Below are 20,917 nucleotides of genomic sequence, written 5' to 3'. Positions count from 1 at the left end.
GACCATGGGAGAAATGCGGGTCACCACCAATTTGGAGAAGTTTCTCTATTTCTATCCGAAGAACGTCACCCTGGTAGGCGTCCGCCACGCTCAGCACACCAACTTCATGGCCGTCGCTTGGAACACGGCCCTTTCCTTTCAGCCGCCGCTTTTCGCTGTGGCAATTGCCAAGAAGCGCTTCACGCATCGACTCATTTGTGAGGCGGGGAATTTTACCTGCAACTTCTTGCCCAATGAGAAGGCCGACGTGGTTCACTCGTGCGGTCGAATCTCAGGGACCGAGGTGGACAAGGTGGCAAGGTTTGGCCTTGAGCTGGAGCCCTCCCAGGTGATCTCTTCGCCTGGGTTGCGCGACGCCTATGCTATCCTGGAGTGCACCCTGGAGAGCACGGCGACCTTCGGTGACCATGACCTCTTTGTCGGCCGCGTGGAGGCGGTGCACTTCCGAGAAGAGTTCTTTGACGACAATGGGGCGCTGCGGCCGGAGCGCGTGCATCCAACTCTTTATCTCGGTGCCGACACGTACGTGACCACCGACGCCACATCGCTCGTACGGCGGCCACGGAGCGTTACGCTTTGAGGTTCCGAACAGTGGTCGGGTCGTAGCGTGGGACTCCTTCGGCAGGTTCGCAAAAGGTTCCGGATCAGCGCCCGATTTCCGCGCCCTTTATGCGGACGGTGCCAGGGCTTCCTTCCTCGCCACTCACCTCAACAGAGCCAGGAAGGAAGGCCTGAACCACCTCAATGTTGGTCAGAAGGTGGCGGGTAACACGAGCGGTGCGGAACTCGGATGTGTCTGGAACAAGGAGCAGGGGGATAACCAGCTGGTCGGCCACGTACTCGTCTATGGCCGCATCGGTAGCCAAAAAGCGGCCAAACTGCTCGACGGCCTCATCTGCCACGCGCTCGGCGGGCTTGCCCGGTGCGCCCAGGGCGTAGTAGCAGCATTGCCCGCCCGCAAACTGGCCGAGGAGAAGCAGGACGGTGCCCCGAGAATGCGCCCGGAACTCCACGCGTTCGATCTCTGCGGCAATGCCCATTTCCGCGAGCCGCCGGAGGGCCTGCTGCCGTTGCCGTTCGGCAATGCGGGCGTCCAGGCCGGCCACGGCGGACAATCCTGTGACCCTGCGCAGCTCGCCGCGGTCTGTGCGTACCAGGGGCCTCAAACCACTGGCTGGCTCGATCTGCACGCGTATCAACCCGCCGCCTTCGGGATAGAAACCGGCCCGCTCCATCTCCATGGTGAGGCGGAAGCCGGCCGCAGCAAGCAACGGCAGCCAATGGAGGCTCAGGAAGTGAAAGCAAGGGCTCCACGGCACGTGCGTGCCGCCGGTTATGGTCAGCACCGAGCCTGCCGCGCAGCGCGCCAGGGGGACCACGACGGTCTGCGCCACAAGCGAGGTGGAGCCCGCAGTGCCGATGTCAAAGCGGAAGCTGCCTGCTATGACCTCCCCAGGTTGAAAACGAAGGCTGGTAGCGCCCAGGTGCGCGCCTTCGACCCGTGCCTGGCCTACAGCCGCTGCCGCTTCGATTGCCTTGAGGTGCTGGGCCATCAGCCCCGGCTTCGGCCGCCGCGCGCGGATATTGTGAATAGCAAAGGCCCTGCCGGTGAGCAGCGAGAGGGTCAGCGCACTGCGCAGCACCTGACCGCCGCCTTCGCCCATGGAACCGTCAAGCACAACCATCGTCGCCTCCGTGCACCTCTACCCAAAAAGTCGAGCGAGGAGGTGAAGTTGCACGAATGTGAGGCCCGCCCCGGCCAGGGCCCCCGCCACCACTTGCGCAACTGTATGGGCCCGGAGGCGAATCCGCGCCCACCCCACCACCAGCACGAGGAAAAAACTGGGAGCCACGGCCATGCCCAGGGCATAGGTCAAACCCGCCAGCGCTCCAGCGGCCCCCATGGCGTGAGCACTCATCTTCCAGCGCAAGTTGATGAGCGCAAGGACCAGAGTATTGACTACATAGCACCACATAAGCCCCCACACCGGGAAGGGCGCTCCCACCGCCTTGACCAGAACCAAACCCAGGGCGTAGCAAACAGTCGCCACCAGGTACGGGCGCGTGCGCTGTTCGCGAATTGGCACGTGCTTGTCGCTGACGCGCTTCTGTCGCACCAACCTGAGCACATAGGCCGCTGGCAACACAGAGGCAGTGAGCCAACATATGACTGTCACCAGAACGCCACGCAGAAAGTAAGCCTCGGCGTGCAGCGAGATGATGAGAAAGACTATCGCAGAAAACACCGTGGGTATGGTCACATTCGAGATAACCTTGGCAATCCGTTCCACTTTTGGCTCCTGACCAGGTGCGTGCACGACCATGGTAAAGACTACAAATTTCCGCCGTTTTTCGCAAGGAGAAACTTGTCCGTGCCCCTGAGGGGCGGAGTGCACATATGCGCAAACTGACGCCTGAGGAGCTCTCCAGTCGTCGCCGCTCTGCAAACGCGCTGGAAGGAAGGGCTCGGCGGGCCATTTTCGCCCTCGCCGACAACGTGCGGAGCATGCATAACGTAGGGGCGATCTTCCGTACGGCGGATGGCGCCGGGGTGGCGAAACTTTACCTCTGCGGCATTACTGCATGTCCCCCGCGAGCCGAAATCCGCAAGACCAGTCTCGGCGCCGAAGAGGCCGTCCCGTGGGAGTACGTACCCTCGGCCGCAGAGGCAGTAGCCGGCCTCAAAGCCCAAGGGGTGCAGATTGTGGTCCTTGAGCACACCGACTCCAGCTACGACTTCCGCCGCGCGCCTTACCGGTTCCCACTTTGCCTGGTGGTTGGACACGAGTATCATGGCGTGTCAGAGGAAGTCGTTGCTTTGGCCGACATAGCAGTAGAGATCCCCATGGCCGGGGTCAAAGAATCGCTCAACGTCAGTGTGGCCTTTGGCATAGCAGTGTACGAAATCGCGCGGCATTGCGATGCGCAGTTTGACCAGAGCACGTGAGCAAGAGCGACAAGGCCCTTGCGCCCATGCCTCCGTCGGTTCGCCTCAATGAGAGGGAAGGATGAAGGACTTTGTGACGCGGGGCGTGATTTACATTGCGATCAGCCTCCTTGGCCTGATCTATCTGTTCGCCTTTGCCGAGCGCGCAGAGACCTTGCCGGTGGTGGTCTTCTGTGCCCTTATGGGCATCGGGATGTACTGCGTGTTCGGCATTGGTCGCTGGCGTACCTGACACAGGCCTGCCAGCACAACTGTCGCCCCCAGCCGACCAGATTTGCCCTCATGGCCTGGCGTTCCTCCCACCGGCCTACCCACTTCTTCGCCGCATGAGGTCGCGCTACCTGCACAGCCGTCGCGCCAAATAACCCTCCCCATTCCCCAGTGCTACAAAGGGAGGCACCGGCCACCTGTAACAGTTCCGGTTGAGATGAGTCAGCTGCGCACCGGCAAAGAAAAAGCCCACCGACCTCAGGCCGGTGGGCCTCACCACCAGGAGATGCGCTAAAACCTGATCGTCACGCTCAGCTGCTGCGTGTTACCCAATATTTGGTAGTCGGTATAGGCGTAGTCTAACGTCAGGTCCAACCCCCCGACGCCATAGTGGAGGCCTGCACCCGCGGCATAGCTGGAGGTATTGTAGGTATCGTGCTCGTCATGGGCCAGCACCACGCCCCGATACCCAGCACGCAGCGCGACGATATTGTTCCAGACATACTCGATGCCAAAGTTCGACCGGAGGAGCGAATCATTGGTGTCGGTTGCATCGGCGTACACCGTGACCTCATTGGATGCGCTCTTGGCCAGTTGGCCATCCATCCCAACCAGACTGGAGGAAATGCCCATGCGGAAAATCATCGGCAGAGGCCACACCTCCGTACTGAGGTCCGCGTACCGTGAGGGGTTGCCAGTGAACTCTGGCCAGCGCTCATGGCTCACCCGCAGGTCAGGACCGGAGAGGCGCATATTGCCGCCAAAGTTTGACAGACTCATCGCCAGCTTGATGCCCAGCAACCCGGTGTCCAGCAGCGAGCCCAAGTCAAGCGCAACGGTGCGCGCCTTCTCCCGGTAGATACCCTCCTGGATGAACTTGGCACTCACCCCAAGGCTCAACCGATCCGTCATGTAACGCGCGAACGTGAGGGAGACCGCATAGTTGCTGAGGCTGTAGTAGGCGCCGGTCCCCTCGGGCATGTCCACGGTGGTAATCTCGATCCGGTCGGAGGTCATGTAGGTGATCCCTACGCCGACCGTGTTCCCGGCGCCCAGGGGGTAGGCAAGCCCCAGGAAGTTGTGCGAGAGACCGGCGTACATGGACGAGTAGGCGAAAAACGCCGACAGGCGGTCCACGGCCGCCACGGCCGCAGGGTTCCAATACAAGCCGGTGATGCCTGGAGTCGCAGTGCCCGATTCACCCAGCGCTGCGGCACGCGCCCCCACACCAAGCTTTAGGAATTGTGCGGCACAAGTGCCCACCCGCGTGTTCTCTTGGGCAGCCAGTATCATTGGGTAGGCACCAATGACCACCAGTGCCACGATTACGGTGAACTTTTTCATGACCCGCTCCTTCCTCTTTCACCAGGTGGTAAACGCTCCCTCGCCGTCGCTCATGCTCAGCGAATGACAGCGAATTTGCCCACCTCCTTGTTCCCGTTCGGCGTCTCCACCACGTAGATGTACATGCCGTACGCAACTTCCTGCTGGTTGAAGCTCAGCATGTTCCAGTATTCCCAACTCCGTGTCTCGTGATCGTGGTGCAGCGTATAGACCCGCTCACCCGTGATGGTGTAGATGTGGATATCGCACTTGTTCGGCAGATTTGTAAACTGGATTAGCCGCTGGTTAGGGTCTAGCTCCCACTGCGCAGAGATGATGTACGGATTGGGCACCACGCGTACCTTCTTCAAGTCGGCCTTCTCCGCCTCGCGCAGCGCATAGCGCGAGGTGTTCAGACGAAACTTATCGCGCTTGCCCAAGAAAGGCTTGCCGGAAATAATGCGCAATACGTCGCCTGTCTGAGGCGCAACACCGGTGTCCACTTTTGTGTACACCCATTTGCCGCCCACCAGTGTACTGTCAATGCGCGGGGGCGGAGCCGACAACTTGAAGGTCCAGGTAAACTTGGCCGGCTTGCCCACCTCGGGGACCTCACGCAGCTTCAGCTCGTCACCGCTGGTCCAGGTGGCTTTCATCTGCGCAGTGGTGTCTGCCGGATTTGGCGTAAAGTGCCCAAAGGCCGCCTTTTTGCCCAGAGTGAGATTCCAGATCTCGAACGGCGTGATGTAGGTCGCGGGCTGGAATGCCGTGTCGGGCTCACTGACGAAGCGGAACTCATAGTCGTAGGGAAAATCTCCCGCAGGGCTGCCAGTCACCTGCCAATTGCAGGGCGACTTGTTGCTGCGCTGGCCCCGGTACCAGTAGACCGAATCCGGATCCAGGCGGATGGAGCTAAAGCGCTCCACCACCCTCATTTGCAGACCGTCGAATATCGGGTTTTCCACGGTGCTCCCCAATGGCCCGTTGTCTACCACCTGCTGCCCCGTCACCTCATCCACCACGTCGTAGTACTTGACGCCGGGTTTGCTGTCGTCGATGGTGACCAGGTAGGAGTGCCCAGTTATCGCGAACTGGTCGAAAATTGTCGCGGTCACCGTGTTACCCGAATAGGCGCCAGGGAGCGCCTCCACCGCGATGGTGGGTGCCACATAGTTCGACGGGGTCTTACCTGGAGTTACCTCCACCAGATTCGGCGCCGCCTGCGGGTTTACGCCCTTGGCGCACTCCAAAGAGTTCAGGTCTGCCCACCCAGCCAGAGCCAGAGAATCGCCACGCGCCAGGCTGATTCCCCGGTCGTAGGCCGTGACGCTGTACCAGTAGGTGACCCCGTTTTTGACGTTGTTGTCGGTCCACGAGTGAACAAGCCCGCTATTGTTACCCAAATTCAGGTGCGGATAGTTGGGGTCCAGGCCGCTCACGTTGTCATTGATGTCAAACTGCGCTACCGGCACAAAGCCGACGGCATTCCCTAATCCGTCGCGAATGATCTCCCCCCATTCGTTGTTCGCCGGGTTGGACGTAGTGCGATAGATGCGGTAGCCCTGAAAGTCCTTTGCCCCCGTCATGAGGTCCCGCGACTCCTCGGCGCTGCTGTCCCAGTAGAGGGTCACTTTGCCGTCGCCAGGCACCGCAGTCACCCGCGGCGGCGAAGGAGGATCGGCGCCCTGGTAGAAAAGCTCATACATAAACTGGGCGTTACGGCAGTTGAACTTATAGTCCTCAAAATCGTCGCCAGCGATCATGCAGAAGCTAAACGTTGTCGTGTCGCCCACTGCCAGGTCGAAAGGCCCAGTGCTCATGATGAACACGCAGTCCAAGCCTGTGGGGAACTTTTCCCTAATCAACTCCGGCGAATCCAGGTGGGGGTTCAGCTTCCCTGTCGGATCCGGCCAGAAATAGTTGTCCTGCTGCTCCACGGAGAGGTTCGAGGTGTCACCGCTCATCAGCTTGTACTGCTCAAGCTCCTGCTTGTCAGGGGTCAGCACCCCCGGACGCTGCTCCCAGTTGAACCAGTGCCAATCAGTCAGCCCAAGTTGTTGCCCCTCGGGGATGTCGATGATGCCATCCTTGTCAAGATCCACCCCACCCGGCGGGGCCTTGGGCGTTTCCAGAAGCTTCAGACCGATGTAGACCTTCCACGCTGCGGGGTCCGCAACGCCGCTAAAGTCTCCGGTGCCCCAGCGGTAGTCGTAGAAGTACGCCGTGTTGTAGCGGTAAGTGGTGTCCTTCTTGGCATCATATTCCGACACCAAGAACCCCATCCAATCCATCCGGTCATTGTAGGTGGTGGTGAGGTTGTACTCCGGCAGGTCGGCATCGATGTAGAAGCCGAAATAGACGCCCTTGTAGTCATAGCCGATACCGCGTGGGTCGATCTTGTGGCTGTTGTTAATAATCCGACAGGGGAAGAAAATAAAGTCTTCGGCATAGGAGCGACCGTAGGCGTAAGCCGTCACCTCCACGTCAATGCCAGTCGCGTAGCCCTGATCCAAGCGACCGTCCGATTCCGCGTAGCGCTGGCCCACGTTGTTCAGGTCATAGTCGTTCATCACGAAGAAGACGTCTTTGTCCGAGGTGAACTTACCGACAATAGTTTCACCCGTCTTCGGATCCCGCGCCCACGGCCCAGGCCAGAAGCGGTTGCCGCTGGCATCTTTGGGCCACGACGCCTCGATCGTGCTGGTGGCGACGATGGGCAGCCCTTTGATGCTGGAGGGGGCATTGGCCATGACGTCCCCGACTGTCACCTCTCCCGAGTGGAGTTTCCCATAAGAGCCGGCCTTGGGGCCCCAATCATCTGCCACGTTTGTCTCGGAAACAGTGGCGCCCATACTGACTGTATCACCCTTGACCGGATCGTAGCGCCGCGGTGCCCAAGGGCCATCCGGAATGCCCAGCATGGGGAAAAGGTCAGGTACATAGGACCACCCCTTGTAAAAGAACGCCGGTACCTGTGGTCGGTAATCCCATGTGGACAGGCGCCCGTCGTTGAACGCGGCATGCTGCACCTTGCCCACGTCCAATATGGCCACGGCAATGTCGCGGCTGTGGAGCGCCTTCTGCAGACCCTTACCCTGCTGCTGTTTGAAGTCAGCGGCCCAGGCCAGCGCCACCACTAACATCAGACCGAGCGACACCAATGCTTGTCGTTTCATCGGCTATCTCCTGAGGTTGTGTTTCTACCGAACCTCGCTGTCGCCTACATCTCAAAGCGCAGCCCCAGGTCAATGCGTCGCCGTTCGCCATACCAGTGCGGGCGGTCGTACTGAGTGCTGTAGGCAGTGCGGCTCATGGTCGGTCCGGGGTCGGTGGGGCTTCCCGTCTCAGAGTAGACCGTGAGCACGTTCTTGCGGTCCAGGATGTTCCACACTCGTGCCACCAGCGCGGCCCGCAGCCGACCAAACAGGACAAAGTCGCGACGGAACACTCCGTCCAGGGTCATCCTCCAGGGGCGCCGCGCCGTGTTGGGCTCCAGGGCCTGCCCGCCAACGGTAGGCGTGTACGGGTAGCCACTTGAGCCGCGGAAGATGAATTGCAACGTGGTCCGCTCAAACGGCCGCACCCCGAAAATCTTGGGTCCCTGCCCTCTCCCCAAGGCATAGCCGGCGTTGATGTCAATCACGTGCGTCTGGTCCCAGGGCATCAGGTACTCCTTCTTAGGCCGATTGGCCTCGGTGTCGCCATCCCAATAGCCCGCCCAGGAGTAGTACTTGTTCGCCTTGGCTACCGAGTAGGTGTACTCCAGCGTGCCGAAGTAGTTGTCGCTAAAGCGCTTCTCCAGGCTGATATCGATGCCCTTGGAGCTGCCAAAGTCGCTGTTGTGGATGATGGAGTAGCTGTACAGACCTAAGCTATCCGGGTCAAAGCCGGTGATGCGGTAGCTGCCTGGGTCGCCGTTATTCTCCTTGGCCCAGGCTGCGACACTGAGTTTCCAGTTGTCGCCGATCTGCTGATCCACACCCAACTCATAGGCCTCGGTGCGCGCCGCATCCATATGCGCCCAGCCGAACAACGGCAGGGGCGAGTTCAGGTTCAGCGTCTGATTCGTGTACAGGTCGCGGTAGTCAGGCACCTGGAAGAAATGGCCATAGGCGAAGTGGAATGTGGCCCGGTCGGTGATGGGGTGGCCGATGCCCAACCGCGGGCTCCACTGCCACTTTTTCCTCCCGGTCTGTATCGGCGAAGTCGGGTCTTCCCAGTTCGCCCAGGCCCGCCCCTTGGAGTCCGCATAATCGAAACGGATGCCCGCGTTGACGATCAGGTTTTCAAACTCCATCTTGTCCTGAATGAACGCCGCAATCTCCACCGGGTGGGTGTGATAGTACTCAACGTACGGGTTAGCGATGTATGGGTGTTGCAGCTCCAGGAAGAAGAGGCCGCCGGACTCGCCGCCCGCCAACTTGCCCAGGAGGCTATTCTTGTCAAAACCAAATGTCTTGTACTCACCACCGATCTTGACCTGGTGGCTCCGGTGCGCTTGCCAGGTGAGGCTCCCAGACAGCTCGAAGCTCTGCTGGAAGTTTCGCGTCCAGTACTGCGTGGTGTAGCCATAGTAGACGTAGCGCGGTACCTGCACGCCGTGTTCCGTGATGGTGTCCACCCGCACAAACGTCAGGTCGCAGGCAAAGCCGCCGGTGGACGTGCGGTCCGGATACTCCTGCGGCACGACCGGCCATTCCCGGGCTATCTGCTCCTGGCGAGCCTGGATCTCCTCCTCGGTGGGCCTACGACCATTTTCCTGCTGGAAGCGCTCGATCCAGGTCTGCAGGAATGCATCACGAAAGAGCTCGGAGTGACCCGCAGTCAGCTCGTGCCCGTCTGGCCCATAGACCCGATAACGCCGATGCTTCCAAAAGCGCGAGCCGCGCAGCTCGTAGAACAGCTTGGGGCTCACCTGGTGGGTCCAGATCAAACCCTGCTGCTCAGTCTGGTCGGTGACGATGTGGATGCCCTGCTCAGCGAAACGCCAGAAGTCATCGAAGTAGCGGAAGCGCCTCTGCGTCTGGCGGTGGGTGTAGACCAACTTCATGCTGGGGTTGATGCGCCAGGAGAGCTTGCCGGCAAAGTCATAGTCAGAATTGAAGCCGAACGCCATCCATCCTGCCGTATCGTCCCAGCGGATCAATTCATTGATCCCGTCGCCTTCGCCTGCATCTTTCGTATTGGGTTTCCGGTCCTCGCCCCAGTCCGCTTTCCACGCCCACGCCTTGCGCCAAGCGCCCGTGGCCCAATGCCGCATCACATCGCCGACATAGCGGTAGGTGGAATGATTTCGAAGCTTGTTGATGTCAGTGACCTCGGTAATAATGCCCGCTGCGATTTGCTCCTGAATCTTCTTGTAGCGGGGATCATCTGGGTGGTCCAACAGCCAGTTTAGCGGTGTGGGATCGTAAGTGTGCTGGTCGTACTCCAGCACCGCGTACTTCCGATAGCCCTGTGAGCCCGAGAGGAAGAAGCTGAGCCCTTTGACGAAAGGCACCGGGCCGCCGAAAGAGCCGATCACCTGGTGCGCATTGCGGAGGTCGTCGCTCTTCGAACCCAACCAACCCGCCACCTCGCCGCTGGTCACTTCGGCCATGCCGGAGTAGTAGTCGCGCCCCTCCTTGGTGACGATATTCACCACCGCCGATTGTGCCTCGCCGTACTCCGCATCAAAATTGCCCGTGATGACCGTGAGCTCGTCGATGGCCTCCCTGTTGACCGTGGTCCCCATGCCGGCATAAATGGCATCCTCCACGTACATGCCATCGACCATGTAGGCGATCTGACCGCTTCTGCCGCCGCGCACGTGCGTTTGGTCTAAACCGCGCGCCTCAAAGCCGGCGATCTTGTTCTGGTAACCCTCCATGACCGTGATACCCGACTGCAGGGTCATGATGTCCTGCACCGAGCGCACGGGCATGTTAGTGATCACCTCCGCGGTGACCGTGGTGCGTTTGGTCGTCACCGAGGGCTCGATGAGCGGTCGCTCAGCCGTGACTTCCACCGCTTTGCCCATGTCGATCACCGTGGGGCTCAGCTCAAAGTTGATCTTGGTGGTCAGGTCCACGCTCACCCGTACGCCCGTGACGGTCTCCCGCTGGTACCCCATCATGGTCGCGGTCAACCGGTACACGCCGGGACGCACATTGATGATGAAGTAGTACCCGTCGGCGTCCGTGGCTGCCCCCATCTTCGTGCCCTCGATGAAAACGTTGGCACCGGGCAGGGGTTGACCCGTCTCCTTATCCTTGACATACCCGGCGATCTTGCCCGTGGTGCCGGCAAACAACGCCAGGGGCATCGCCAGTAACAAGGCGAGCCCGAATGCCAGGACTGTGTGTGCTCGTTTCACGGGATACGCCTCCTCTGTTTGGTGGAAAAAACTTTGCAACTTTTTCCTCCCTTTGTGCGTCTTAATGATGTGCCAAAACAAAAAGGGCGGTCTTCTCCTGCGAATCCACACCCGGATTCGGGGACACCGCCCCTTCAGCTATGGCACAGCGGGCTATTGGCATGGGTCTGGCAGCTCCTGCTAATAGCCTTTTCCTTTTTTGGGAGGAAATGAATTCTGCTCAATAATAAGGATTTTCCCACATTTTGTCAAGAAAAAAATGCAGGATTGTGCGATGAGGGGGAGGGAAAACAAGGCCGGTCCGACGCGGAGTAGGAAGGGAGAATGCAGCCAGGAAGGGAGGACGGGCTCCAGGCCGAAGGCCCCCTATGTGTCGTTTAAGTGTGGAGGTCCTGCGTCAACGCTCCCTGCGTGTTGGCCCCATCCATCGTGGCATGGGCCACGTGGGCGCCGCGCATGTCGGCATTGCGCAAGTCTGCGCCGCTGAGGTCGGCGCGCTCCAAATGGGCACCCTTCAGGTTTGCGCCAGCAAGATTGGCCCCTTTCAGGCTTGCCCGCTTCAAGCGAGCCTCAGAGAGGTTTGCGCCCTGAAAATTCGCCTTTGCCCCATGCGCACCGAAAAGCGCACATCTGCTCATCTCTGCCCGCACCGCTGAGGCTACCTCGAGGTTTGTGTCCTGGAGATTGGCATCCGTCATTATTGCGCCGTCAAGGCGGGCACGGTTGAGATTGGCGCCGAAAAGAAAGGCCCTGGTCAGGTTTGCCCCTCGCAGGTCGGCCCGCTCTAAGTTGGCGTTCTGCAGGTGGGCATCGGTGAGGTTGGCGTCCCGAAGATCTACGCCCCGCAGGTCTTCATAGGAAAGGTCGGCTTCACTGAGGTCCATGCCGGCCAGTGACTGGCCGCGCCGGACGCGCGCCAGGATCTCCTCCCGTGTCAGTTCTGCCATAGGGTCCTCCTACGCGAAGCTGCGCAGCCCCTCTTCTTGACTGGCGAACACCTGGAACACGGCATCCAGGCGGGTAATCTCCAGCGGGCGCCGCGTCCCCTCAGTGAGACCGATGAGCCGCAGGTCTCCCCCAGCACTCCGCATCGTGGTCAAGCCGCTGATGAGCATACCCAGGCCGGAACTATTCATCCAGGAGACCTGGCTCATGTCCACGAGAACATTGACAATCCCGTCGCTGATGGCACGGTAAAGCATCTCGCGGAAGGTCTCGGCATCCTTGCCGCCCATCAGCTTGCCGCGCATCGTCACCACCAACACTTCGCCCACTCGTTTTTCCTCAAGCTCCATAGCTCCTCCCGGAAGTGCCCCTCTCGCGCTGAGCTATTCGTAGCGCAAAGCCTCAATAGGGTTGAGGCGAGCGGCCTTGGCGGCCGGGTAAATGCCAAAGATGATCCCGACCAGCGAGATGAAGCCCAGGCCCAGCAGCACCGCCCACACCGGCACTGCGGCGGGCAGTGGCGTCAGCGCGCCGATGAGCAGCCCTACGCCCACACCTAAGGCGGCACCAATGATCCCGCCAAATTCGCAAAGCAACACGGCCTCCAGCAGGAATTGCCCCAAAATATCGCGCCGCCGTGCGCCTACTGCCTTGCGAATGCCAATCTCGCGCGTGCGTTCGCTGACCGATACGAGCATGATGTTCATCACGCCGATGCCGCCCACGAGCAAGGAGATGCCACAGATGACCAGCGCGGCCACAAACACCACCCTGGTCACATTCTGCCAGGTCTCCATCAGCGAGTCCTTGGTCATGATCTCAAAGTCGTTTGGCTCGCCTGGTGGCACTCGACGCACCGCCCGCAGGATGCCGGTAACCTCCTCAATTGCTTGGTTCAGCAGCTCCGGCCGTACCGCCCGGCAATCGACGTACACGCTCCGGTTCATCCCATAGAACTTGCCGAAGGTGGAAATGGGCAGGATGACGTGAGCGTCTTGACTCTGACCGAAGATTGAGCCCTTTTCCTCCAGCACGCCGATCACCGTGCAGCGGTGCCCATCGATGAGGATCTCCTCTCCAACCGCCTCCTGGAATGGAAAAAGCTGCTCCGCCAGGTCCGTGCCGATCACGCACACTTGCCGACGCCGCTCCACGTCGGTCTCGGTGATAAACCGACCCTCGCGCACAAACTGCCCATCCGCCTCCTGGCGGTACTGATCCCCCCCATAGACTATGATGTCTGGATTGGTCTTCTTGTCACCATGGCGCAGAGTGGCGCCAAACCGAAATACCACCGGCGAGACCACGCTGACCAGAGTGGCCCGACGCTGCAACTCCGTCACTTCCTCAAGCGTGATGTTGCGGCGATTGCGATACTTCTGCCAGGAATCGCCGAGTTGTACTGCCGGGTACTTGCGAATCTGGAACGTGTCGGCCCCCAGCACCGAGAGCTCTCGCTCCCACCAGTTGTTTAGGCCCTGGATGATGGTCTGCATACCGATGACGGCGAACACGCCGATGATAATCCCCAGCGCCGTAAGGATGGAGCGAAACTTGTTGGCGCTGATGGCGCTCACCGACATCTTAATGCTTTCGCGCAGATCCATAGCATTCCTGATGTTGCTATTCGTAGCGCAAGGCGACAATGGGGTCCAAGCGCGATGCTTTCCACGCTGGATACAATCCGGCGAACATGCCCACGCCGCAGGAAAAGCCCAGCCCCAGCACGATGGCGCTGGGCGCAATCGTGGCCTGCAACACCGGCAGACGCCCGAGCAGCATGCCGACCCCAAACCCCAGCCCCAACCCGATGAGGCCGCCCAGCGCGCTGATGACCACCGATTCCACCAGAAATTGCATCATGATATCGGACCGCCGGGCGCCGATCGCCTTGCGGATACCGATCTCCCGCGTCCGCTCCGTCACCGAAACCAGCATGATGTTCATAATGCCGATCCCGCCCACCAGCAGCGACAGCGCCCCGATGCCAAAGGCCACCGCATAAAGCACACGGGTGAGGTTTTTGTACAGATCTTCCAGAATATCCTGTCGGTTGATGGCAAAGTCGTTTTCCTTGTCTGGAGGAACGCGGCGCACGCGCCGGAGGATGCCAATAATCTCCTCCTCCGCTTCTTCCAGACGCGAGGCGTCCACCACCTTCACCAAAATGGTCAAACTGCGCCGCGACCCGTAGAGCTTCTGAAAGATAGTGAGCGGCACCAGGACCACGATGTCGTTGTTGCGTCCCAGCACCTCTCCCTGCTTTTCCAGCACTCCAACCACCGTGAACTTGTAGTCGCCCACGGTGATGCGGCGCCCGATGGGGTCTTGTCGCTCAAACAAACGGCTGGCAACCTCTTGCCCGATCACGCACACCGCATGCCGCCGTTCCACGTCCGTCTCCGTCAGGAAACGGCCGTATTCAGGAAGCACATTTGCCGCGTCCTTGTAGTTCGCTTCGACCGCATAAATAGTGACATTAGATAGCTTTGTGCTACCATATTTGACCGTGCGCCGTGTACCTGTCATCGGGGAGACCACAGAGGCCAGCCGGCAGAACCGTTTCAGCGCGTCAGCCTCCTTGGTGGTGATGTCCTTCCGGTTGCGGTATTTGTAGAACTCCCGACCTGACACCCACGGGAATTTCTGTACATAGAGCAAGTCCGCACCCAAGCCCGCGATCTGCGAGTAGACGGCCTTATTGAGCCCCTGGATAACGGAGACGATCCCGGTGATGGTGGTAACGCCGATGACGATGCCCAGCACGGTCAGAAAGGCGCGCATCTTGTGCGCCCACAGGGCTTGGAGAGCAAGGCGGGTGCTCTCCCATAAGGCGGTGGCAAGCCGAATCATGCGTTCCTCTCAGCACTCCTGCCGCTCAGTTCACCGCTTCATCACGCTCGATCATTCCGTCGCGCAGGCGGACAATGCGGTTGGTATGTTCGGCAATGTACTCCTCGTGGGTGACAAGGATAATGGTGTTGCCCGCCTCATGGAGTTTTTCGAAAATGTCCATGATCTCCTGACCAGTGCGGGTGTCAAGGTTGCCTGTAGGCTCATCGGCAAGGATTAGGGAAGGCCTATTCACCAGGGCGCGCGCGATGGCCACTCGCTGGCGCTGGCCACCCGAGAGTTCATTGGGACGATGATGCATGCGATCAGCCAATCCCACTTTGGCCAGCGCCTCCTCGGCCAGCCGGCGCCGTTTTGCTGCAGGCGTACCGTTGTAGATGAGGGGCAACTCCACGTTGTGCAAGGCATTGGCACGCGGCAGAAGGTTGAAGGTCTGGAACACAAAGCCAATCTCGCGATTGCGAATGGCCGCCAACTGGTCATCGTCCATGGTGCTCACGTTGTGCCCCTTGAAAAGGTAGCGGCCAGAGGTGGGCGTATCCAGACAGCCGAGGATGTTCATCAAGGTCGACTTCCCTGAACCGGACGGTCCCATGATGGCCAGGTACTCATTCTCCTGCACGCGCAGGGACACTCCGCGCAGTGCGTGCACCCGTTCAGCGCCTACCTCGTAGATTTTGACCACGTTCTCAAGCTGGATCAACATCGTTCACCTCAACCGTTCTGCCATGTGGAGAGGCATCGTAGTCGGCCCTACCCAAAGTGGCTCTCAAAGCGGTCACTTTTTCTTTGAGGCGGGCTTGCCTGAACTTACCTTGACTGCCGTGCCGTTCTTGAGCTCCTTGGAAAGGACGCGATAGCTCCCACTCACTACCTGCTCCCCTTCGTTGAGGCCACTGACGATCTCGATATCCGTTTCGCTGCTAATACCTGTGACCACGGGCCGCATCTTTGCTACCCCGTTTTCCACGACAAAGACCACCTGGATCTGCTTGGGAGCTGGTTGCGTCTTCTTGCTTTCTTCGTCTGCCGAGGGGGGTGGGCCAAACCCTTCCATGCTCTCATCTCTGGTGCCGCCCTTCTTGCGTCGCCACGTGGTGCTGCGTGCCTGTGCGATCTGCGTGGTATCCTCAGGGCTGCGCATCGTAATGCACTGAATCGGCACGTAGAGGGCTTGGTCCTTGCTCTTAGTCTCGATCTCCACGGTGGCCGACATACCTGGTCGCAGTTGGGGCACGCGGTCCACAACCGAGACTTTGACCTCAAAGTTGGTAATTTCCTCCTGCGTGCCGCGGCCGCGGGTGATGGCAGTATGGGCAACCTCGCGCACCCTCCCGCGCAACACGGTATCTGGGATGGCGTCCACCTGAATGCGGGCACTCTGCCCCTGCACCACGTCCACCACATCGTTCTCGTCGATCTCGGCCACTACCTCCATCCGCTCCAGGTCAGCCACCTCCATAATCACATCCGCCTGGAACTGCGAACCGAGCGTGATCTCTCCGACCTCCTTGTTCAGCTTGATGACTGTACCGTCAATGGGGGAGGTGATCGTGGTCTTGTCCAGGTTATCCTCAGCTTGGTTCAGGGACGCCTGTGCTTGCTCCACTTCGCTTTCGGCCAGCATGAGCGCCGCCTCAGCTGTCTGCAACTGGGCCAAAGAGGTCAGCTTCTGGGCGTAGAGCTCCTTGGCACGCTCGTACTCCGCGCGGGTCTTGGTCAGATTGGCCCGGGCCGACTTGAGGGTGGAGCGGGCTCTTTCCACGGCAGCCTGGTACTGCTCCTTTTCCAGGCGCACCAGCAGCTGCCCGCGCCTCACCTGCTGCCCCTCACGCACCGGCAACTCCACAATCTTGCCTGCGACGTGGGCCGCGATGTTCACTTTCAGTTCGGGTTGAACCTTGCCTGAACCCGAGACCACCTGGGTGATGGTGCCACGCTTGACCGGCGCCACCGTCACCTCCACAGCCTTCTTCCTTGCCGACTGGCTCCCCAACACCACGGCCGCCACCACCACTGCCACCAGTCCCAGCAGGAACACCACCGTTCTTTTCTTTTTCGTCATGAGCACGTCTCCACCTGTAGGCCACTTGCAGCTAACCCGAGATGAGTCTGAAGACTTGACTGCGCACGAACTGCCCATCGAGGTATATCTCCACCCACCAATCACCGGTGGGGGCCGAGCTTGCCGTGTCGATGAAGAACCAGGTTACCGCAAACCCGGTGTCGGAGGTGAGCTCCTCCCCGTAGCTCCCCTGCAGCTCCCCGTCTGGGTCAAACCACTTCACGCTTACGGCGTGCGTCTTGTACCAGTTACCCCACCTGATCCACAGATACACCGCCTCGTCTACGACGAACGTGGAGGTCACCATAACCGGGTTCGACTGTGTGTCCACCGCCACGCAGGTGACACACTCAATGATGTACGGTGCATCTTTGGCCGGGGAGATTACGCCTCCGCCTTCGCTCTCGATCTTCTCGCACCCCACCGAGGTCAGGAAGGCCAAGAGAACAAGCACTATGGCCCCTCTGTTCCTGGGCGCGGTGAACCTTTGCAGTCGAGTCTCCCGAGTCATGTGCGTCCTCTGGTCGCCTCGGTGCCCAGCGTTCCCATCAGCGCCTCGAGGGTGGCGCGGGCGACCTGGCTATCGTATCTGGTGCCCACCACGATCTGCTTGGCACGCGTGACCGCCACTCGCGCGTCGTTGATCTCCAGCAATGTGCCAGAACCTACGCGGTAGCGCTCCTCGGCAAGGCGAAGGTCTTCTTCCGCCGCCACAAGGTTAGCGCGGTTGATTTCGGCAATCTCCCGCAGGGCTTCGAGGTAGAGAAATGCCTGGTCCACCCGCAGCGCAAGCTGCCGCAGCTTGTCTGCGTGGTCCTCCTGCGCGCTGCGGTACGAGACCGTCTCGCGCTCCACGGCAGCCTTGTCGGCAAATCCCCGGAACAGATTCAAGTCCGCTTGCATGCCCACCGTGAGGTAGTAATCGCGCTTCAGGTCTTTGGAGTAGACCTTGTCGAAAAACTCATTGTCGCGCGAGTAGGTCACGCCGAGGGAGAATGTGGGCAGGTACGCAAGCTTAGCCGCTCGCACTCCGAGGCGCGCTGCCTCCAACGATTGCCGCAGTTGGCGCAGTTCGGGGTTGTTGGCAATGGCCATTTCCAGCACTTGCTCTCTGGTGTGCGGGAAAGGCGTCTCCACGACCTCCACTTCTACCACCGCCAGCTCGGCGTCCGGGTTGCGTCCCATTGCCACGTTTAGATTGCCCCTGGCCATGCGCACCTCGTTTTCTTGCGAGATGACGTTGATCTTTGCCTCACCGACGGTCACTTTGGCCTTGTACACATCGCCCTGGGCCACGGCGCCGAGCTCGAACATGCTCTGGGTGCGCCGCAGCTGCTCTTCGGCCGACTGCAGGGCTTCGCGGTACACCTCCAAGAGCTTCACTGCCTTGAGCAGGGCAAAGTACTTCGTGTACACATCCAGCACCACGGCATCGCGCGCAGCAAGGAAAGCCTGCTCAGCAGCACGTTCCTGGGAGCGCGCCTGCTGCATGAGGTTCAGGCTCCGCCCCCAATCGAAAAGGTTCTGCGCCACCGATAGGCGCGCGTAGTGGCTGTTGCGCTCCACGCCCTTCTGCACGATCTCCCGCTGCTCGTAGATGACCTTGCCGCTCTGCGGGTCATATCCCACGGGAACGTCCATCTTGCGGATGCGGTCTCCCTGGATGAAGCGGCCGGAGGCAAAGCCGGCGTTGACGTGCGGCAGGAGCCCAGACCAGGTGCCCAACACCGTGGCCTCCGCCAGGTCAACCCCCAGCGCCGCCTTGCGCACACTGGCGTTGTTCTCTAACGCCAGGTTGACGCACTCCTCCAGCGACAGGGGTCGCCCCACCGTCTGCGCGCCGACCGTCCCCACTACAAGCAATAACCCAACTAGTACCTGCCACCTCGCCATGATCTTGCTCCTCTAACCCCCGCTGGCTTAAGTGAGTGCGGCAGTAACGGCCGCCGCAGCCACAGCATAGACCAGGTAGAGCGCCACCACACCGGTGGCCGCCTTTTTCGTCGTAAAGCGATAGATGACCGCCATCCCGATGCAGACCAGTACCAGCTCCCACAACGAGAAAACGTCCGTCCGCGCCAGCAACTGGTAGAGAAAGGTGCCCTTCTGCGCCGGGTCCAGAAACGCGGCCAGACTGGTTTGCAAATCGACGGTGCCCCGCGAGAGCATCAGCGGTGTCTTCACTATGGTGGCCAGCACGCCGATCAGCGACGTCCACGTGTACATCGCAAAGATTTTCTTGAAATTGCTCGCCCCGCCCAGGACCACGTTCCCCAAGAAGAGGAGAGCGAGTGTGACCACCACAAGTACCACCACGGTCGCGATGGGGGCCATTACCGGACCAGTGATCTTGCCGATCTTGGCCCCTACCTCCAGCGCCCGATCTGCCTCTTCAGGCGTCATGCCCCGCTTCTCGATGAGCTTGTCGCGCTGCTCCGCCATCCGCTCCTCCATAGCCATCGGAGTGATGAAAATGGCGGCTACCAACGCCGACAACAAGACGAGGACCAGTGGGAAGACCCATGTTGGCCGGCGATCGATCGCCTCGTAGGCTTCCCGCGGACTGACAAAGATGTTCACCAGCGTGCCCAGCAGAGACCCCCCTTTTGCCGTCGACTCTCCTGTTGCCATGACAGACCCTCCATGCGTGGTATCTACTCCTACCAACAGCTCCTCACCCGCAAGCTATTCACGCAAATATACCCCTCCCCCCGGCAAAATATTGCATGCCAGGGCCCTCCCCGACGAGCCAAACCAGAACGTAAGACGAAAAACGGAAACAAAAGTTTCTTTCAAGATGCGGGCCCTTTTGGGGGCGTAGCGGCTGAAAGCACCGCGTCCTTGATAGAGAGCAGGTACTGATAGGCGGCGTCGTGCTCGTTGGGGATCTGTCCGTCAAGTATGGCTTCCTCGATCATCTTCTTCAGGCGACCCACCATCGGTCCCGGGCCAATGCCGCACACGGCCATGATCTCCTCCCCGCGTACCGGGGACTGGAAGGCGCGCATGCGGTCTTTTTCCTCTACTTCGTGCATGCGCTGCACCAGGTAGTCAAAATTGGCCAGATGTGCTTTTACCCGCGCCGGGTTGCCGGAGGTGATGTCCGCCCTGCAGAGGACAAACAGGTCGTCGAGCTCTGGCCCGGCCTGCACGATCAGTCGCCTGATGGCCGAGTCAGTGACCCCTTCATCGGCCAAGTGGATGGGCCGCAGGTGCAAGCGGATGAGCTTCTCTGCGTACTTGGCCACCTCCACGGGTAGACGCAACCGCCGGCAAATTCCCTTGATCATGCGCGCACCGATCTCGTCGTGCCCGTGAAAAGTCCAGCCCACCCCTGGCACAAAGGCCTTGGTCTGAGGCTTGGCCACGTCGTGAAACAGCGCCACAAAGCGGAGGGGAAAGCTATCGCTGACGGCGGCCACATTGTCCAGTACCTTCAAGGTGTGGAGAAACACATCCTTGTGGTGATAACGTCCGATCTGCTCTACCCCCTTCATGGCACTGATCTCCGGCAAGACGAGCGGGAGCAGGGCGGTTTCATCCATCAACTTGAAGCCGATGGAGGGGCGCGGTGCCATGATGATCTTGCGCAGCTCTTCGGTGATGCGCTCCTGAGAGACGATGCTCAGCCGCTCGCGCATGGCAGCGATGCCCGCTTTAGTCTGCTTTTCCAGACGAAAATCCAGCTGCGTGGCGAAGCGGATGGCGCGCATGATGCGCAGCGGGTCATCTTGGAAGGTCTCCTCTGGATCGAGGGGGGTGCGGATGATCCGTTGCCGCAAATCCTCCTGGCCGCCAAAGGGGTCGACAAGCTCCATCCACGAGGCGCGGTTGAGCGACAGAGCCATGGCGTTAATGGTGAAGTCGCGTCGTGCCAAGTCGTCTGCCAAGGAGGCCTTCCGGACAAGTGGTTTACGCGAGGTGGGCTGGTAGCTTTCTGCCCGCGCGGAGACGAATTCCAGCTTGTGGCCGTGCAGCAGGAAAGAGGCGGTGCAGAATTTTTCATAGACCACAAAGCCGCTGCCCCCCAGCCTCTGCAGAGCCAAGCGCGCAAAGCCAGGGCCGTCGCCTACCACGACAAAGTCGATGTCCACGCCGTTGACCCCACGCAGTCGGTCACGGACAAAACCGCCAACTGCATAGACTTGCAAGGCGTTCTGGTCAGCCAACGCTCCTACTTGGGCGAGTATCTCCTCGGTCGTCACGTGATTTCTCAGGA

Annotated in this window: 18 protein-coding genes; 3 read left to right on the top strand and 15 right to left on the bottom strand. The window is 60.2% G+C overall.

Annotated elements, in window-relative coordinates; translation table 11 throughout:
* Positions 1-4: 4 nt before the first annotated feature.
* The gene (locus tag ONB25_03560) at positions 5-580 is read left to right on the top strand and encodes a flavin reductase family protein (protein ID MDZ7391965.1); all 576 of its coding nucleotides are present in this window, start codon (positions 5-7) and stop codon (positions 578-580) included.
* 64 nt (positions 581-644) lie between these two features.
* Here the strand turns inward: ONB25_03560 and rtcA are convergent, their stop codons facing one another.
* Together rtcA and ONB25_03550 are read right to left on the bottom strand one after the other, a co-directional pair.
* The gene (gene rtcA, locus ONB25_03555) at positions 645-1,685 is read right to left on the bottom strand and encodes an RNA 3'-terminal phosphate cyclase (GenBank protein MDZ7391964.1); all 1,041 of its coding nucleotides are present in this window, start codon (positions 1,683-1,685) and stop codon (positions 645-647) included.
* A gap of 18 nt (positions 1,686-1,703) precedes the next feature.
* Complete coding sequence (locus ONB25_03550) at positions 1,704-2,291, bottom strand: phosphoesterase PA-phosphatase (GenBank protein MDZ7391963.1); 588 nt, start codon at positions 2,289-2,291, stop codon at positions 1,704-1,706.
* 107 nt (positions 2,292-2,398) lie between these two features.
* On the opposite strand from ONB25_03550, the gene ONB25_03545 reads away from it, so the two are divergent.
* Together ONB25_03545 and ONB25_03540 are read left to right on the top strand one after the other, a co-directional pair.
* Positions 2,399-2,947 carry an RNA methyltransferase gene (locus tag ONB25_03545; GenBank protein ID MDZ7391962.1) on the top strand — a complete coding sequence of 183 codons (549 nt, stop codon included), beginning with the start codon at positions 2,399-2,401 and terminating at the stop codon, positions 2,945-2,947.
* 61 nt (positions 2,948-3,008) lie between these two features.
* Complete coding sequence (locus ONB25_03540) at positions 3,009-3,179, top strand: hypothetical protein (GenBank protein ID MDZ7391961.1); 171 nt, start codon at positions 3,009-3,011, stop codon at positions 3,177-3,179.
* Positions 3,180-3,448: 269 nt separating this feature from the next.
* On the opposite strand, the gene ONB25_03535 is transcribed toward ONB25_03540, so the two are convergent.
* From ONB25_03535 to ONB25_03475, 13 genes are all read right to left on the bottom strand, one after another.
* Positions 3,449-4,501 (bottom strand): PorV/PorQ family protein, encoded by a 1,053-nt coding sequence (locus tag ONB25_03535; protein ID MDZ7391960.1) that lies wholly within the window; start codon positions 4,499-4,501, stop codon positions 3,449-3,451.
* Positions 4,502-4,557: 56 nt separating this feature from the next.
* Positions 4,558-7,656 (bottom strand): hypothetical protein, encoded by a 3,099-nt coding sequence (locus ONB25_03530; GenBank protein MDZ7391959.1) that lies wholly within the window; start codon positions 7,654-7,656, stop codon positions 4,558-4,560.
* Between the two features lie 44 nt (positions 7,657-7,700).
* Positions 7,701-10,835, bottom strand: coding sequence for a TonB-dependent receptor (locus ONB25_03525; protein ID MDZ7391958.1), 3,135 nt, complete (start codon positions 10,833-10,835; stop codon positions 7,701-7,703).
* Positions 10,836-11,212: 377 nt separating this feature from the next.
* Positions 11,213-11,782 (bottom strand): pentapeptide repeat-containing protein, encoded by a 570-nt coding sequence (locus ONB25_03520; protein MDZ7391957.1) that lies wholly within the window; start codon positions 11,780-11,782, stop codon positions 11,213-11,215.
* A gap of 9 nt (positions 11,783-11,791) precedes the next feature.
* Positions 11,792-12,130, bottom strand: a complete 339-nt coding sequence (locus ONB25_03515; protein ID MDZ7391956.1) for an STAS domain-containing protein — start codon at positions 12,128-12,130, stop codon at positions 11,792-11,794.
* 33 nt (positions 12,131-12,163) lie between these two features.
* Entirely contained in the window at positions 12,164-13,387 is a 1,224-nt protein-coding gene (locus ONB25_03510; GenBank protein ID MDZ7391955.1) for an ABC transporter permease, read from the bottom strand.
* A gap of 16 nt (positions 13,388-13,403) precedes the next feature.
* Positions 13,404-14,633 (bottom strand): ABC transporter permease, encoded by a 1,230-nt coding sequence (locus ONB25_03505; GenBank protein ID MDZ7391954.1) that lies wholly within the window; start codon positions 14,631-14,633, stop codon positions 13,404-13,406.
* A gap of 25 nt (positions 14,634-14,658) precedes the next feature.
* Positions 14,659-15,336, bottom strand: a complete 678-nt coding sequence (locus ONB25_03500) for an ABC transporter ATP-binding protein (GenBank protein MDZ7391953.1) — start codon at positions 15,334-15,336, stop codon at positions 14,659-14,661.
* A gap of 75 nt (positions 15,337-15,411) precedes the next feature.
* A complete protein-coding gene (locus ONB25_03495; GenBank protein MDZ7391952.1) occupies positions 15,412-16,698 on the bottom strand; it encodes an efflux RND transporter periplasmic adaptor subunit in 1,287 nt (428 codons plus the stop codon).
* Between the two features lie 31 nt (positions 16,699-16,729).
* Positions 16,730-17,209, bottom strand: coding sequence for a hypothetical protein (locus ONB25_03490; GenBank protein ID MDZ7391951.1), 480 nt, complete (start codon positions 17,207-17,209; stop codon positions 16,730-16,732).
* Positions 17,206-18,591: a TolC family protein gene (locus ONB25_03485; protein MDZ7391950.1), complete on the bottom strand. Its 1,386-nt coding sequence runs from the start codon at positions 18,589-18,591 to the stop codon at positions 17,206-17,208. Before ONB25_03485 ends, ONB25_03490 begins: the two co-directional genes overlap by 4 nt.
* 27 nt (positions 18,592-18,618) lie before the next feature.
* Complete coding sequence (locus ONB25_03480) at positions 18,619-19,329, bottom strand: YIP1 family protein (GenBank protein MDZ7391949.1); 711 nt, start codon at positions 19,327-19,329, stop codon at positions 18,619-18,621.
* A 161-nt stretch (positions 19,330-19,490) separates the two neighbouring features.
* Complete coding sequence (locus ONB25_03475) at positions 19,491-20,903, bottom strand: CCA tRNA nucleotidyltransferase (GenBank protein MDZ7391948.1); 1,413 nt, start codon at positions 20,901-20,903, stop codon at positions 19,491-19,493.
* Between the last annotated feature and the right edge of the window lie 14 nt (positions 20,904-20,917).

The sequence above is a fragment of the candidate division KSB1 bacterium genome, assembly GCA_034506335.1.
Classification (GTDB): domain Bacteria; phylum Zhuqueibacterota; class Zhuqueibacteria; order JANLFK01; family Oleimicrobiaceae; genus Oleimicrobium.
Note: the sequence above shows the minus strand (reverse complement) of the source record. Positions and strands in the feature narration are given on the sequence as shown.